At 61.1% G+C, this 15,980-nt stretch carries 11 protein-coding genes; 5 read left to right on the forward strand and 6 right to left on the reverse strand.

Features of this window, described 5'->3' with window-relative positions:
- Positions 1-45 precede the first annotated feature (45 nt).
- From K1X12_RS12230 to K1X12_RS12240, 3 genes are read right to left on the reverse strand one after another with little or no spacing between them, the layout of a single operon-like run.
- Positions 46-3,174: an efflux RND transporter permease subunit gene (locus K1X12_RS12230; RefSeq protein WP_220987851.1), complete on the reverse strand. Its 3,129-nt coding sequence runs from the start codon at positions 3,172-3,174 to the stop codon at positions 46-48.
- Between the two features lie 18 nt (positions 3,175-3,192).
- Positions 3,193-4,380: an efflux RND transporter periplasmic adaptor subunit gene (locus K1X12_RS12235; RefSeq protein ID WP_220987852.1), complete on the reverse strand. Its 1,188-nt coding sequence runs from the start codon at positions 4,378-4,380 to the stop codon at positions 3,193-3,195.
- Positions 4,377-5,087, reverse strand: a complete 711-nt coding sequence (locus K1X12_RS12240) for a TetR/AcrR family transcriptional regulator (RefSeq protein ID WP_369426119.1) — start codon at positions 5,085-5,087, stop codon at positions 4,377-4,379. The genes K1X12_RS12235 and K1X12_RS12240 overlap by 4 nt, the downstream gene beginning before the upstream one ends.
- Positions 5,088-5,217: 130 nt before the next feature.
- Here K1X12_RS12240 and K1X12_RS12245 point away from each other — a divergent pair, with 130 nt between their 5' ends.
- Positions 5,218-5,850, forward strand: coding sequence for a nitroreductase family protein (locus K1X12_RS12245; RefSeq protein WP_220987853.1), 633 nt, complete (start codon positions 5,218-5,220; stop codon positions 5,848-5,850).
- Between the two features lie 74 nt (positions 5,851-5,924).
- Here the strand turns inward: K1X12_RS12245 and queF are convergent, their stop codons facing one another.
- The gene (gene queF / locus K1X12_RS12250) at positions 5,925-6,392 is read right to left on the reverse strand and encodes a preQ(1) synthase (RefSeq protein ID WP_220987854.1); all 468 of its coding nucleotides are present in this window, start codon (positions 6,390-6,392) and stop codon (positions 5,925-5,927) included.
- Positions 6,385-7,404, reverse strand: coding sequence for a calcium/sodium antiporter (locus K1X12_RS12255; RefSeq protein WP_220987855.1), 1,020 nt, complete (start codon positions 7,402-7,404; stop codon positions 6,385-6,387). Before K1X12_RS12255 ends, queF begins: the two co-directional genes overlap by 8 nt.
- Before the next feature lie 186 nt (positions 7,405-7,590).
- Here K1X12_RS12255 and K1X12_RS12260 point away from each other — a divergent pair, with 186 nt between their 5' ends.
- The 3 genes from K1X12_RS12260 (at position 7,591) to K1X12_RS12270 (ending at position 14,084) form a co-directional block, all read left to right on the forward strand.
- Entirely contained in the window at positions 7,591-9,411 is a 1,821-nt protein-coding gene (locus K1X12_RS12260; protein WP_220987856.1) for an autotransporter assembly complex protein TamA, read from the forward strand.
- On the forward strand, positions 9,411-13,520 hold the full coding sequence (locus tag K1X12_RS12265; RefSeq protein WP_220987857.1) for a translocation/assembly module TamB domain-containing protein: 4,110 nt from the start codon (positions 9,411-9,413) through the stop codon (positions 13,518-13,520). Before K1X12_RS12260 ends, K1X12_RS12265 begins: the two co-directional genes overlap by 1 nt.
- Before the next feature lie 180 nt (positions 13,521-13,700).
- Complete coding sequence (locus K1X12_RS12270) at positions 13,701-14,084, forward strand: helix-turn-helix domain-containing protein (protein WP_220987858.1); 384 nt, start codon at positions 13,701-13,703, stop codon at positions 14,082-14,084.
- A gap of 69 nt (positions 14,085-14,153) precedes the next feature.
- Here K1X12_RS12270 and K1X12_RS12275 read toward each other — a convergent pair whose 3' ends face one another.
- Positions 14,154-14,933 carry a CAP domain-containing protein gene (locus K1X12_RS12275; RefSeq protein WP_220987859.1) on the reverse strand — a complete coding sequence of 260 codons (780 nt, stop codon included), beginning with the start codon at positions 14,931-14,933 and terminating at the stop codon, positions 14,154-14,156.
- Positions 14,934-15,092: 159 nt separating this feature from the next.
- On the opposite strand from K1X12_RS12275, the gene K1X12_RS12280 reads away from it, so the two are divergent.
- Complete coding sequence (locus K1X12_RS12280; RefSeq protein WP_220987860.1) at positions 15,093-15,941, forward strand: prolyl hydroxylase family protein; 849 nt, start codon at positions 15,093-15,095, stop codon at positions 15,939-15,941.
- Positions 15,942-15,980: the final 39 nt, after the last annotated feature.

Here is a 15,980-nt window from a genome sequence, read left to right on the forward strand (position 1 = left end):
CCGGTGGAGATGGCACCGGACGCGCGATGTTTCAATTCCCTTAGCCTATTCGGCTGGCTGATGACGCTGCGGCGGGCGGTACCCGAACAGCCGCCGGATGGGCTTCATCGTCATGATGCGGAACACGGCCGGCGTGAAATAAAGCCCGATCAGCGCCGATCCGCCTACCCCGCCTGCGATCCCCGCCGCCAGCGGCAGCCAGAACGTGTCGCCCGTCAGCAGGATCGGCACAAACCCGCCCATCGTCGTCAGCGTCGTCGCAATGATGTGCCGGGTAGCATCCATCACCACTTCGCGTTGTGCGATGATGTCGTCCGCCATCGCATCTTCATTCGCCCGAAGCAGCGACAGCACCACAATCGAACTGTTGATCGCGATCCCGAAAAGTCCAAGGCTCCCCACAATCGCGTTGAACCCGAATGGCAGGTTGAACAGCCACACCCCGAAGAAGGCATAGAACACCGAGATAATACCCGCCGTCACGATCAGCAGCATCATCCGGAAGGAGTTGAACACCAGCGTGATCGCTCCCGCCATCACCAGCATCAGCGGAATGCCGACGCTTGCGAGGTTGCCCACCGCCTCACCGGAGTTTTCCGCCTCCCCGCCGATCAGCATGTCATAGTCCGGCGGCAGCACGAACCCGCTCCCCGCCAGCCGCTCCTGGAACTGCGCCAGCGTCGGCGCAGGCAGCGTGTACGGATCAAGGTAAGCAAGGATCTGGTTCGTCCGCAGGCCATCCCGGCGGGAAATTGTCGCCGTCTTCGGCGTCAGCTCCATTTCGCCCAACGCGGAAATCGGCGTTCCGGTCATCCCCGGCGCCGCGCCAATCGTCTTGGAGCGGAGGTCGGATAGCGACTGGCGCCGCGCATCCGACGCAATCACGCGCACCGGCAGTTCTTCCGTCCCTTCCAGCACGGACCCTGCCCGCACGCCTTCAAGCTCCGTATTCAGATTGGTCGCAATATCCGCCAGCCGCGATCCCGCCATCGCCGCCGCCGCCTCATCCGCCTTCAGGCGCAGCGTCGGCGCGCCCAGCTGCAAGGATGCGACCGTATACGTTACCCCCGGCGTCTCGCTCAGGATCGCGCGCAACTCGTCGCCCAGCCGGTTCAGCGTCTCAAGGTCAGGCCCGCGCAGGATCAGCTCGATCGGGGCATCCGCCGGCGGCCCCTGCTCGAAGGGCAACGCCAGGAACCGCGCGCCCGGAAACTCCGCCCGCGCCCGCCCCTGGATATCGTCAGCGATCTCATGCGTGCGCTCATTACTGTCGAGCTGCACCCAGCCCGTCGCAAAGCCTTCCACGCCCTGCGTATTGTTGATGGCGTTGTAATAGACGCGCGGCGAAGGCTCCCCGAGCACCCAGGTCACCGACTTCACGCCCTCGGTTGCGAGGATAAAGTCCGTCGCCCGCTGGGTCACGTCCGCGGTGTCCGACAAATCCGCCTCGAAAGGCAGGTTCACCGTCACCTGGAACTGGTCCCGCTCCGTAGGCGGAAAGAATTGCTGCGGCAGGGTGCTGGTGAGATAGATCCCCATCACCGCCGGTACGATACAAATCAGGATACCCAGCGGCGGAAAGCGCAGCACAGCTTCCACCGTCGCCCGGTATCCGTCTGAAACCACATCGATGGCAATGCCGTCGCGCCACCAGCGCCGCTTGCGGGGCGCCGCGCCCCGCTCCCAATTGCGCGTGCGGTCAAACCACGCCGTCATCGCGGGCACGATGGTCACCGCAACGACAAACGACGCGGTGATCGAATAGATCACAGAAAGGCCCACCATGCCGATGAACTCACCCGCCGCGCCGGGCAGCATGGCAATCGGCGCAAAGGCGAGCACAGTCGTCAGTGTCGAGGCCGCCAACGGCGCAGCCAGCTGCTTCAGGCTCCGGCGCACAGCCTCAAGCCGCGAGCTTCCTTTGGCCCGCCATTGGTCCACATCATCAGCCACCACAATCGCATTGTCGATCAGCAGGCCAAGTGAGATGACCAGTCCGGTCACGGACATCTGGTGCAGCGGATGACCGAACACATTGAACGCAATCAACACCAGCCCGACCGTCAGCGGCATCGCAAAGCCGACCACCAGCGCTGAGCGCCACCCCATCAGGAAGAACAATACCGCAAACACGATCAGGCCGGACATGAGCAGGTTCTGCGCCAGCCCGTTCAGCCGCCCATTGGTGTAGACGCTCTGGTCGAACACAATCTCGGCCTTGAGGCCCGGCGGCATGGTCGCGGAAAAATCATGCACGATCTGCCGCGCGCGTTCAGACCAGATATCCACCCGTTGCATTGGCGAGATATACGCCGCCACCAGAACGGAGCGGTGCCCGTTCTCGAACGCCGTCTTGGTCGCCGGGTCTTGCAGGCCCTTCTCGATACGCGCCACATCGCCAAGGCGCACGGCGCTGCCATCGGGCCGCTGCAGAACGGGCACTTCGGAAATTCGCGCAATATTGGTGAACTCGCCGCCCACTTCGATGCCGATCGTGCCGCCATCGGTGCGCAGGCGCCCACCGGGATTCTTCGCGTCCGCCGCCAGCATGGCGTTTGCCGCCTGGCCAAAGCTCAGCCCGGCTGCAGACAGCGCCTCGGCATCCATCACCACGCGCACTTCTTCAACAGGCATCCCGAAAGTCTGCGTCAGCTCCGTCGCATCGAGCCGCTGGAAACGGTCCTGCAGATCCAGCGCCATCCGCCGCATGATCGGCAGCGGCGCATCGCCTTCACCCATCCATGTCAGCGAAACAGCCATCGTGGCGGCGCCGACATATTGCCGTGTTACTTCCGGCGCAGATGTTCCGGGGGGGAATGATCGTCGTGCCTGCTCAACCTTCTGCCGGATAAGTGTCCACGCATCGTCCACTTCGGCTGCGGTCAGCCCTTCCTCAATGTCGAGTGTCAGCTGCACCACACCGGCGCGCGAAACGGTGTCAACCTGCTTCACCTCCGGCAACTCCATCAGCGCAGCCTCCAACGGCTGCGCGACCAGTGCCTCCATTCGCTCCGAATCTGCGCCGGGTAGAACTGCGACAACGGTTCCGAAACGTTCGACCAGTGTCGGGTCTTCCTGCCTCGGCAGGGTCATCAAAGCGCCCAGTCCGCCCAGCAGGATCACAAGGATCGTCAGGATCGTCAGGCGCGGATTTTTGAAGAATAGCGTGCTCACCCCCAGCTCCCCCGCGCGTCAGCCGCCATTCACCGTTTCGGCGCTTTGCGCCTCTCGCGGCAAAACGGGCATCCCTGGCGTGACGCGCTGAAGGCCGTCCACGATGATGCGCTCGCCCGGCTCAATCGGCCCGCGCACGAATGCCTTGTCGCCTGCGGGATACACCATCTCCACAAGTCTCGGCTGCGCGCGCCATCCATCGCCTTCGGCCACAACGGCATATACGGTCCACATGCCGCGATTGGCACTCGCCAGCGCCTTCAACGGCACCCAGAACCCTTTCTCTTCCAGCTTCCGCTCCATCTGCAGACGCACGATGGAGCCTGCCGGAACGCCGCTCGCCGCGGGGATCTCGAACACCGCCGCCACGGTCCGCTGCGTGGCGTCCACCACGCCGGTCACATTGCGCAGCACCGCGTCCACAGGCCCAATCTCTGCTTCCAGCGTGTAGACATTGCCCGCCACAAGTTCAGGAACGATCCGCGCGGGAACGCCAATGCGCGCCTCCAGGTCTCCGGCCTCCACAAGTTCCAGAATGGATTGCGCCGGGCCGGCAATGGTGCCTTCATCGGCAAAGCGCGAAACGATCACCCCGTCATAGGGCGCCGCGATGCTGGCAAGGTCGATCTGCACGCGGAGCGTATCTGCCTGCGCCCGCGCCGCTTCCACGCGCGCCATCGCGGTGGCTGCCTGCGCGACCGCCTCGTCCACGCGCTGCTGCGAAACATGGCCTTGCGCCATCAGGGCGCGCTGCCGGTCTGCCGTATCCAGCGCCAGCTTGTGCCCGGCGCGCGCTTCTTCCACCACCGCCTGCGCAGAGGCGAGCTGCGCGCCAAGGCCGCGCGTGTCCAGCCGCGCCAGCGTTTGCCCGGCTTTCACCCGGTCGCCCACGCGCACGCCAATCATGTCGATCCGCCCGCCTGTCTGAAAGCCCAGCCGGCTCGTCCGCCGCGCTTCGGCAAGTCCGGTGTAAAGTTCTTCCACGTCCAGCTGGTCGAGATACTTCACCTCAACCACGCTCACTGTCAGCGGCTCTGGCTCCACGGTCGCAATCTTCGGCCCTTCCGCACTGCGCAGCGTCCACGCCGCCGCGCCCAGTCCCGCCAGAACAATCGCCAGCAGGAACAGGAACAACAGCCCCTTCAGAAAGGTCGGGCGGCGACGGCGGCCAGTTTCGGCTTCTTCGTAGTCTGTTTCAGTCGTCATTGGTCGTGCCCGGATAAAGCTGGCGATACAGGGGTGGTACAAAGGCTGCGAAACAGCAGCCCGGAATGGAACTGGATGAACTCATCCATATTCAACGCCCGATCTGGTGTCGGAAGTATTACGGGAAAGCCCGGCGCATGGATGAGAAGCATCGCCACGCCGTGCATGGAGGCCCAGAGCGATTTGGCCGCGACGAACGGGTCGAACGCCGCGTCGAACGCGCCCAGCGCCTGCCCTTCGCGCACCAGTCCCACAACGATCATGAAGGCCTGGCCCTTATTGCTTTTTTCAAAGTCCTCCCAGCAGGGCGCCGGATCGGCCAGCGCGTCGCGTTCGCTGGTGGAGGAGAATGCCGCCGCATAATGATGCGGACGCGCAATTGCAGTTTCCACATATCTGGCAAAGCTTAACCTGGCCCGCTCTTCAAATGGCAGGGCCTGCAACGACGCCCGGTCCACTGTCGACATCAGGCGTTCGAAGAACGACTCCTTCAATTCGTCCAGCAGCTCTTCCTTGGAGCCGAAATATTTGTAGATCGCCGCAGGCGAATAATCGATTTCATCGGCCAGCCGGCGAATGGAAAGCCCGGTTTCACCTTCCTGCGAAAACACGCGCTCGGCCGCGTCCAGAATCGCTGTGCGCACCCGTTGGCGGCGGCGTTCTGCGGGGCTTTCTTCCGGATGTGTATGGGAATCCAAGGTCGCCACCTTAACGTGCGTTCAATTAGTGAACACTGTTTACTTTTTGTGGTTGTAGGCGCGTTAACGCTGGTACGCAAGCAGATCATTGGCCTGATTGAGCCTTTCCGGCGCCCGTCTGAACCGCTAATGCGGGGGCGTGACCAAGCTCTTCCCCAATCCCCCGCCCGCCGGCACAGCGATGCTGCCCACACGCCCAGCGTATGACGTGCGCAGCTTCCTTGCCTTGCGCAAATCCGCCAACAAGCTGTTCCTCAGCGAGCCCGGCCCGAATGAGGATGAGCTTGCCCAGCTCCTCGAAGTCGCCGCGCGCGTGCCCGATCACCGCAAGATGAACCCCTGGCGCTTCATCGTCTTTCAGGGCGACAGCCGCCTTGAGTGCGGCAAGGAACTCGCCCGCATTGCCGGCAAGAAGCCGGGCGCTGAAGAGCGGGACGTTATGGACGCTGTCGGCCTCCTCCTGCGCGCACCGACCGTCGTCGCAGTCGTCTCCTCGCCCACCGATGATGGCCGTACGCCGGTCTGGGAACAGGAACTCTCCGCCGGGGCGCTCTGCTACAACCTGCTGCTGGCCGCAAACGCCTGCGGCTGGGGCGGTGTCTGGTTGTCGGAATGGATCGCCTTCGACAAGGAAGTCGATGCCCTTCTCGGCCTTCGTGAGAATGAGCGCCTCGCCGGTTACATCTATCTCGGAACCGCGACCGCCCATCCGCAGGAACGTATTCGCCCCGAGATGTCCGGGCTCGTGACGAAGTGGACCAAGCCGGACTGAAAGCGGCACCAATCTGCCGCTTTCAGTATCCAGGAGGCCTCAAACGTCCTCAAAAGTACACGGTTTGATACGCTTCAGCCGCGTCCGCGATACGACGCAACACCCGTCTCCGGCACGTAGAGCCCCTTCGGCACGTCGCCCGACTGCCAGAACACGTCGATCGGAATACCCCCGCGCGGATACCAGTATCCGGAGATCCGCAGCCAGGTCGCCTCGGTGAACTCGAAGATTTTTTTTCCAATGGAAACAGTGCATTCCTCATGGAAGGCACCATGGTTGCGGAAGCTCGTGAGATACATCTTCAGGCTTTTGGATTCGACCAGCCACTCACCCGGCGCATAGTCGATCACCAGATGCGCAAAGTCCGGCTGCCCCGTCACCGGACACAGCGAGGTAAATTCCGGAGCCACAAACCTGGTAAGATACAAGGTGTTAGCATGTGGATTACGGACACGCTCCAGCTCCGCCTCGTCAGGGTTCTGCGGTTGCGCGGTTTGCCGGCCAAGCTGGCCGAGGTTCTGATAGATAGGATTGTCAGCCATTGGATAGGATCGCCGGTACTGGGATGAGGTCGAAAGTCAGGCCCATATAGAGCACGTATCCCAGAAGCAGAACTGCCCCTTCCCAGCGCGCAATCTTGCGCCCCGTCAGCGAGAACAGCAGCAGCAGCCCGACAGACAGCACCAGCGTGCCAACATCCATGGTCGACATGATGCTCGCCGACCCGGCACTGGACATTGCTTCCGCACCGGCATCCCCGCGTACACTGAACGGCGAAATGAGTGCTGTAAGGCCCAAAATACCCAAAATATTGAACAGGTTGGATCCGATAACATTGCCCAGCGCTACGTCCGCCTTCTTGCGGAACGCCGCAACAACAGAGGTTGCCAACTCTGGCAGGCTGGTCCCGATGGCCACGATGGTGAGGCCAATCACAGTTTCACTGATACCAACCGATCTGGCCAGCGTCACCGCGCCCTCAACGAGCAGGTTCGCGCCAATGACGACGCCAATCAGCCCCCCGATCGCGATCAGGATACCCAAGCCTAGCCCGTAATGAACCTCAACGATCTCGCCCTCGCCTTCATGCATGTGGGCCGTCGCATCCTGGCGCTTCTTGTCGAGGATAATCGACAGCGTGAGATAGCCGATCAGCATTGCAACCAGCAGGAAGCCGGTCAAACGGCCGAACAGGTCAAACCATAAAAGGCCGCACAGGATCGCCGTTGCCAGCGCCATGAAAGAGCCGTCCCGCAGAATGGCATTCGGGTTCACCATGATCGGCGACAGGATCACCGCAGTTGCCAGCACCAACAACACGTTTGCGATGTTGGACCCAACGACGTTTCCGACCGCAATACCGACAGCGCCTTTATCGACCGCCTGCAGGCTGGTTACGAGCTCAGGAACAGACGTACCAAATCCGACGAGCGTCAGACCGATCACCAGTTCAGAAATATTGAGTTTTCGGGCAACACTAACTGATCCGCGGACCAGCGCTTCGCCCCCCAGGAACAGGAGGACAAGCCCTCCGGCGATCATCAGATACATCATGTAAAGTTAATCCCGCTGAAATCCGGAGCTTATACGATTCCCCGCTTCAGGATTACAATCCGACGCGGACACTCGCCTCACAGGGGCAGTACCACAGCGGTACATCAACGCTTCATGTTTCCTTTAGGATAGATGGGCCAGTTCTTGCAGGACTTTGGAGCAGCAGAACGCTGAACACCGGTAACTATGAAGCGCATAGCGTTGAATTCGGGATTTGATCGCCTCCGGCCGATTGCCGGCGCGTGCCTTCTGGGCGCGGTGACCGCCTGTGCGTCCCTGAATGGCACCCAAAATGGTACGCAGGGGACCAACGGAACCGCGTCGCAGGGAGATTTCCACCTTGTCGGCGTTCCGCCCGCACTCGCCTCTCGGGCGAATGCCCTGCTCAACACTGGCCAGCCTGCCCCGCGGTCCGTACTCGAAAAGCGGAACCGGGCCGATTCAATTGCCCGCTCGATTGAGAACCTGCTCGCATCCGAGGGATATTTCGCCGCGCAGGTCAGTGCAGAACAGCTTGCCACCATGGACACGAACGCAGCGCTGACTGTCGATTCGGGTCCTCTCTTCACCATTTCCTCGATTACGCTCAACGGCATAGACACGGTCGACGCGGATACTCAGCGCGCCCTGGATGTTCATCTGGCAACGCTGCGCCCAGGATCGGTCGCGCGCACAGCGGATGTCGAGCGCATCGAAGCATTGATCGTCACCACGCTTCAGCAACGAGGCTATGCGTTTGCAAAGAGCCCCGGCATCGACGCACTCGCGTCTCGAGAAGAAAGCGATGTAGAGATCACCTATACGGTGACCCCTGGCCCGCTGGTGAAGCTCGGCGACCTCGTCAGCAATGACCCCTCACCGCGCGGCCAGAAAGCCATCCAGACCCTCAAAACCTGGAAGACCGGGGCAACGTATACACCCAGAACGATAGATCGCTTGCGGTCGCGCCTGCGCTCAACCGAGCTATACGAAGGTATCGGCGTTGTCGTCTCCGATGAGCCGGACGCTGACGGTTATCACACCGTCTCCCTGACTCTCGCAGACTCAAAAAGGCGCTCTATCAGCTTCGGTGCAACAGCCTCAACCACAGAAGGCGTCGGCGCAGACGTTCAATGGGAAAAGCGCAACATCACCGGACGGGCCGACACCGTTACGGTGCGCGCAGAAGCCGCAACCCTGTCCCGCGGCCTGACGGGCACGTACGAACTTCCGAATATCGGAAAATTCGGCCGCACCCTGACGACCGAGCTGGGCGTGCGGCAGGAGGAGACGCAAGCCTACGACCTTGATGGCGTCAAGCTCGCGGCGACCCTGTCTCAACCTTTCACTCGCCAGCTGACCCTGTCCGTCGGCGCTGCTGTTGATGCGACCCGCATCACCGATCAGAGCACCCGGATTTATCTGGGCGACCGCGATCAGGTTACCTTCTCCATTCCGGTTTCCGCAACATATACAGATGTTGGAGACCCACTGGACCCGCAGGAAGGCGTACGCGCTTTCGCCAGCGTAGAAAGCGGTATTTCGCTTGGTGACGGTACGCCTGGCTATACGCGCATGCAGATTTCCGGCGCCACATACCGCAAGATTGCTGATGATCTGGTGGCCGCCTTCCGCGCAGAGTACGGCGCATTTGCCGGTTCGAACGCCGTGCCTACAGACCGCCTGTTCTTCGCCGGTGGCGGCGGCACGGTGCGCGGGTACGAATACCAATCCCTCTCTCCAACCGACAGTCTCGGCGAATACCTTGGCGGCCGGAGCCTTTTCTCTGCATCTGCGGAACTACGCTGGCGGCGTTCCGAGCGCTTCGGTTATGCAGCCTTTGTAGATTTCGGCGCGGCAAGCGACGATCCGGGGGCTGTCTTTGGCGAATCCAAAGCTGCCGCCGGTCTTGGTATTCGCTACTATCCCGGTTTTGGCCCTATCCGGTTCGACATCGCCGCACCGCTGAACAAGCGAGACGGCGACTCCCCGGTGCAGATTTACGTTTCCATCGGGCAGGCATTCTGATGCTGCCAACGTTCCCCCTCAAGGATTGGCGCAAACGCCACCCCTGGCTTACTGGCGCCATCCTGGCAACCGCGGGCGGCGTGGCAGCTATCAGCGCGCTGCGCATCTGGATAACGACCGACAGCGGACGCAATTTCATCCTTTCACAGATCGACGGGATGGATGTCGCAGGCTATGGCGAACTTAAAGTCGACACGCTCAAGGGCGACCCACTGTCGGACATGACCGTGGGCAGCATCCAGGTGCGCAACGACGACGGCGTCTGGGCCGAGGCCAAAAACGTTCGCCTTCGCTGGTCGCCGCTTGGTCTCCTGACACGTAAGCTATCGATCAGCGAACTGGATATCGACACCGTCTCAATTTACTCCCGGCCCGTGCGTGCGCCCCGCCCTCGTTCCGAAGGCGGCGGCAGCTGGCGCGTTCACATGAACTCGCTGGTGCTGGATCAACTCGTTCTGGCCGATGGCGTCGCTGGGCCCCAGTCGACTTCCGAAATTAGCGCCCGGTTCGTCCAGCAGGACAATGGCGCCCTGGACGCCGCGCTGAGGCTTCGCCCCATTGAGGGGCGCGGCGACCGTGTAGACCTTCTGATCGTCATGACCGCGTCCCAGCGGTTCGACATCACCGTCATCGCGGACGCCCCCGCAGACGGCATCTTCGCCCACATGCTGGAACTGGCGCCAGGCTCTACTGCTCGTCTCGAAGCCAATGGCGCCGGCGATCTCGAAAATGGCGTTGCCGAAGCGCGCTTCTCCATCGACCGGGAAGACAAGGCCTATCTCTCCGGCAAGTTAGAAAACGGACAACTCAGCGCGTCTGCCAAGCTTGACGCAACTGCCCTGCCTCTCCCCAAAGCGATTACAGCGCTGCTCGGAAAATCTGCGGAAACATCGCTCAACGCCCGCCTCAATGGGGACGAAGCCCATTTCGAATTCGATGCGCTGGTCGCCGAAGGCGAGGTCCACCTTGCCGGGCTCGCAGACCTCCAAAAGCGTGAACTGATTGGCCCCGCGCATGTGCGCGCTGACCTCGCCTCCCTGAAACCCTTTTGGCAGAATGGCGCCGGCCTAATGCTGAATGGCGAGCTTACCTATGCATCCGGTGAACCGGGCTACACGGGTGAAGTTCGTCTGATTGCGGATGAAGAATCGATCCTGCCGTTTGAGGCAGCCTCCGGAAACGTCACAGTTTCGTTGGCAGACGCTGAAATTCCGTTTTCAGGAAACCTGGAATTTCATGGCCCCTTCCCGATTGGGGATATCGCCAGCGCGGCCATTGGCCCCTCCCCGAAAGCGACCCTTTCCGGACAATTCAATGTCGCTTCGACGAAGCTGACGATCGACGCGGCAGACATTCAACACGATAGCGGAACATTGCGCCTTGCCGGCATAGTGGATGCCGCGAGCGGCGAGATGGATCTATCAGGCAGGCTTAGCCAGTCGATCTCGCCATTCGTTCCGGGCTTTTCGGGAACGGGTGAAGGCATTGTCAGCCTCAAAGGCCCCTTCAACGCAATCGATCTGTCGACGAACCTCTCCCTCCGGAACCTTTCAGGGCCGGACGCCATGGCAGAGCTGGTGAACGGCACGGGAACAGCATCAGCCGCGCTGCGTATTTCCGGCGGAGAGGTAACAGCGCGCATGGTGCGCCTGCGTCTGCCGGGCGTGAGCGCGGATGCGACCGGCCCCCTCGCAGGCAACGCCGGCCTGAACCTCAAGGTTACTGCCGAACAAACTGTTCCGCTCACCACGGCCGGAACAATGGTCAATCTCGGCGCCCTTCAAGCCAGCATCACTCAGCCCGGCGATACGATCCTGATTGCGGCCAACAGCGCTGGCGGCATGCTTCAGAATGGTTCCAATACCGTTGACAACCTGGCTGTCGCGACCTCGCTGGAACAGTCGGGCAGCAATATCGATGGCCCCGTCCGGATCACCGGTTCCTATGGCGACGAGACTGTTGACCTGTCTGCCCTGCTCGAACGCAGGAGCGCTTCCACGCGGATTGACGACGTTGCCGGCTTTCTCGGCAAACTGCGGGTTTCCGGAAACGCCCTGATCGCAGATGCAGGCGGGCTGGAGGCAGACGCGCGTATCTCTGGAAGTGATTTCGTGTTTGGCGGTGTCGAATTCGGTGAAATCCTCGTCAACGCCACGCTCAATCAGGACACGGGCGAACCGCTCGTCATCGTTCTGGACGCCGACGCAAAAAACACCATCGTGTCGAAAGATACACGGTTCGACCGTATCCGGACGAACATCCGAACACAGCCCGACGGCTATGAATATACCGCCCGGTTTGAAGATGCCACGCGCGGCCGCGAAACGGACATGCAGGTCTCCGGTTCGGCGTCCCTTGAGGGTGACGCGCCAGAAGGCACACTGCGCCTGAACGGCAAGGTGTTCGGGGAAACGATTTCCACGCGCCAGGACGCAACCTGGCGCCTCGGCGAAAATCCGGAACTCAAAGCTGACCTCAGCATCCTCGGCGGCAGCATCCAGGCATCCCTCGCCACAACCGGGGCTTCGCCGCATCTGGAATTTGCGTTCGACAATGTCGACGCTGGTCCCATCCTGTCTTCCTACGGCGCGCCCGTTTCAGCTGCCCGCATCGATGGCGCAGGCAGTTTCCTGCCTTTTGGTCGATCCCCAACTGGCTCTTTCGACATCCGCACCAGCAGTCCCGTGACCGGGCTTGATGGCGCGATCGACCTCAACATCTCCGGAAAGCTGGATGCGCGCATGCTGTCGATTGATGGCAGCGCAAGCTATGGCCCGACGCTCGGCGGAAATTTCGCCCTCGCACTACCAGTAACGGCGCGCGAAAACGAGATGGCCCGGCTGAACCGCCAGGCTGGCGTTCTCGGCAATGGTCAGTTCAAGGGTGACCTTGAAGCCATCCGCCAGATTGCGCTCGCCTACGGACATGACGTCGGCGGAACCATCGACTCCACCGTTTTCGTGACGGGCACGCTGGATGCGCCACAGATCAACGCCAAGGCCAATATCAAGAACGGCCTCTACGAATACGGTGCGATGGGCTTCCGCATTGCGCGTTTTGACATGAATGCTGCGTTTGAAAACAGCGCCCTGACGGTCGATGCCGTCGGACAAGGGCCCGATGGCGGGAACATCAAGGCGTCCGGCCGCCTGGACGAAAAGCGACAGGGGCAAGTCGGAATCGAGCTGCGCCGGCTGCTCGTATACGATCGCAATTCGGACAAGATGCGCCTTAGCGGCAATGCGGCGCTGACGGAAACAGATACCGCCAGGATCATCTCCGGCAAACTTAATGTCGATGAAGCAAACTTCTCACTCGATAACCTGCCTGCGGCCAGCGCCCGGCGTCTTGATGTGCGCTGGCGCGAAGACATTACAGATGAGCCGGAAGATCCGGTCCTAGAAAAGCCGATTCGCTTCGATATGCTGATCCAGTCCGACCGCCGCATCTTCATCGATGGTCGCGGCCTCGATTCCGAATGGGGCGTCAACGTCAATGTCACCGGCTCGCCGGCTGCCCCCCTCCTCAATGGGCGCGCGACGCTGGTACGCGGGCAGCTCGAACTGGCCCGCCGGCCCTTCGTGTTTGATACCGGCGTGGTCACCTTCGACGGTCCCGTCGATTCTGCGCGGGTTGACATAAGTGCCGAGCGCCAGGTCGACTCCTTCACCGCTGAGGTGAATGTCACCGGGTCCCCCGGCAGCCCGCGCATCGAACTCTCCAGCACACCAGAACTTCCGCAGGACGAGATCCTCGCACGTATGCTGTTTGGTCGCTCCGTCATGGACCTTTCTGCATTGGAAGCCGCAGAGTTGGCCACCTCGATCGCGCGCCTCAGCGGACAAGGCGGCGGACTTGATCCCCTGGGGCAAATTCAGGCGGGCCTGGGCCTCGACCGGTTGCGCCTCGGCGTCAGCGACGACGGCAATACGGAGCTGGGTGTCGGCCAGTATCTGGCACCGGAAGTATACCTTGAAATAACAACCGCAGGTGCATCCGGGAACTCCGTCGAAGTCGAGTGGCAGCCGAAGCCTCAGATTTCGGTAACCTCCGAAGCACGCTCCACCGGAGAGTCCCGCGTTTCCGTTCGGTGGAAGCGGGATTACTAGTATTTATAAGCAAATCCTGAGCATTCGTCATTTAAGTGGAAATCTGAGCTACCCTTAGATTTTAAACGAACCCCACCCAGCGTTTCAAAAACTTGGTAAGCGTTTCAAAATTTTTGGAACCCATTCACTTGCTTGAACGCTTGTCACTTAGGAGACAGACTAAAACCTAAAGGTGGAAAAATGATGCAAGAAGAGATTCGCGCCGCTGGCTCCCGTTCACCGACAAAGGTTGACCAGCAGGTAGGCGAAAAGATCCGCGAATTGCGCATTGCGCAGAACCTCACACTCTCCGAGCTCGGTCAGGAGCTGGGCATCAGCCACCAGCAGCTCCAGAAGTACGAAACCGGCACCAACCGCCTCAGCGCCGGTATGCTGGCCAGCGTCGCACGCGCGCTTCGGGTTCCGATCGCCGAGCTGTTCCAGGCCTCCGACGCTGCCTCCCAGGACCAGCGCGACCCGGTCAGCGAAGCCCGCGCCCGCTGCCACGCCCTGATTGACCGCACGAGCTCGGTTCCGAAGCTCGACACAATGGCCAAAGTCCTGCGCGCGCTCTCCGCAGACTGATCCATCGCACAAGACAAAAAAGAGCCGGAGCGTTTCGCTCCGGCTCTTTTTTGTGCCCGCTTGCCGGCCTCAATCCATTCGGACGTAAGGCCCGCGAAGCGTGTAAACGTCCTGCCCCAGGGCCACATCCATATTGAGATAACCCTCAATCGAGCGCCCCTGGCTATCGCGCACGCGGTCGCCGGAACCACGCAGCAGCACTGCGCCGTCCTCGTCTCGGACAGACCAGCTGACCGGCGTCATGCCGCGCGCAGAAAAGTCCGCCCGCAGGAACTCCACACCCCCGGCATTCATCGGCAGGGGGCGCGATAGCTGCCCATCCACCCGCGCCAGCAACTGCACGACGAACAGTTTCCCATTCTTCTCGGCAACGCCGATGCCAGTATGATCAAAGCTGCTGCGCACGATGTTTTCCGCATTCGCAGGGTCAGACATCAGCGCCTTGAGCACTTGCCCGGCATCCGTTCCGGCATCGACCACCGCGATTGCCGTACCGAATGTGCTGAAGAGCGATTGCCGGTCAGCAAGGCGCACCTGGTCCAGAAGCGTCAGCCCCTCTGGCGAGACATCCGCCGCATACTGGCGCTCTGCCATGTCGATGGCGTGCGCCTGCGCAACGCGGGAGAGCGAGTCAGAAACCTGCAACAGTCCGACACCCGCCTGAAGGCGTTTGCCCTGCACAGCCGCCACCAACGTTGTTTCCATCGCTGCCGCATCGAGCGATGCTGCTTCTGCCTTTGATTCCCCACCCGAAAGGAAGGGTGCAGAAGCTGGTTCTGAGAAGGAAACCCCGGGCACCGCAATCGCCAGTGCGAGGAGTGACAAAGCCTTGTATCTGAAGTGTAACATAACTGTCACACTATATATTTTACAGTTTTGCGTCAATGAGTTACACGTTTTCGTATCTTCCGTGTAACTCCTTTTTTGTTCCTGCTGCGGAGCGTTTTGGCGCGTCATGCGCACGTCACACTCCTCCCCTATTCAAGGGCACCTGAAAGGAACTCACCGATGAAGGATGTGACCGTAAATGACGAATGGGTGACCTTCACCTGGGTCCGCCTTCGATCAGGCTATGAGCCGCACGATGTAAAGCGCCAGCTCATTGGCCACGGCTTTGACGATGCTGCCGTACGATCCTTGATGCGCGCGGCCTATGATGGCCGCCGCCCTGTGGAAGATGTCGACTACCAGGCTCTCGCGAATGCCCCGATCACGCGCCGGGCATTGTCACACCCCCTGCTCCGCCGTGTGCCGGTGTCCAAGGCGCAACTCTATGTCTGGCCAAACTTCCTGGCCCCGCAAACTTGCGATGCCCTGGTCGCGTTGACTGACGAGCGCCTGCGCGCCTCAACAACAACCGACGCCTTTGCCGATCCGAAGATCCGCACCTCGCGCACCTCCGACATCGGCTCCCTCGGGCACAACCTTGTCATGCAGCTCGATGAATTGATGGCCGATGCTCTTGGTGTTCACTGGTCCTATTCCGATGCAACGCAGGCCCAGCGCTACGACACAGATCAGGAATACAAGGCCCATTACGACTACTTCCCCCCCGGCACGCGCGACTATCAGGTTCATTGCCAGTATACCGGCCAGCGCACCTGGACATTCATGATCTACCTGAATGACGTTGAGGAAGGCGGCGGAACCCGTTTCCGGCGACTGGAAAAGACAATCATGCCGGAAAAAGGAAAAGCCGTTATCTGGAACAACCTCAATCCCGACGGCACAGTTAATCCGCACACGATCCATCACGGAATGAAAGTTCGCAAGGGCTCAAAATACGTCGTGACCAAATGGTTCCGGGAGCGCGGATGGGGCGAGATGTTCCCTACAGAAACATACAATTTTTCGTAATGTTGCCAGAGCATCACACATCAACAAGCCCACTGAGGG

Source organism: Hyphomonas sediminis (assembly GCF_019679475.1).
GTDB classification, from domain to species: Bacteria; Pseudomonadota; Alphaproteobacteria; order Caulobacterales; family Hyphomonadaceae; genus Hyphomonas; species Hyphomonas sediminis.

Excerpts from the sequence above, each read along its gene's own strand:
- K1X12_RS12265 (WP_220987857.1), top strand. The coding sequence starts at position 9,411 with ATGCTGCCAACGTTCCCCCTCAAGGATTGGCGCAAACGCCACCCCTGG.
- K1X12_RS12280 (WP_220987860.1), top strand. The coding sequence starts at position 15,093 with ATGAAGGATGTGACCGTAAATGACGAATGGGTGACCTTCACCTGGGTC.
- K1X12_RS12270 (WP_220987858.1), top strand. The coding sequence starts at position 13,701 with ATGATGCAAGAAGAGATTCGCGCCGCTGGCTCCCGTTCACCGACAAAG.
- K1X12_RS12255 (WP_220987855.1), bottom strand. The coding sequence starts at position 7,404 with ATGATGTATCTGATGATCGCCGGAGGGCTTGTCCTCCTGTTCCTGGGG.
- K1X12_RS12260 (WP_220987856.1), top strand. The coding sequence starts at position 7,591 with ATGAAGCGCATAGCGTTGAATTCGGGATTTGATCGCCTCCGGCCGATT.
- K1X12_RS12275 (WP_220987859.1), bottom strand. The coding sequence starts at position 14,933 with ATGTTACACTTCAGATACAAGGCTTTGTCACTCCTCGCACTGGCGATT.
- K1X12_RS12235 (WP_220987852.1), bottom strand. The coding sequence starts at position 4,380 with ATGACGACTGAAACAGACTACGAAGAAGCCGAAACTGGCCGCCGTCGC.
- queF (WP_220987854.1), bottom strand. The coding sequence starts at position 6,392 with ATGGCTGACAATCCTATCTATCAGAACCTCGGCCAGCTTGGCCGGCAA.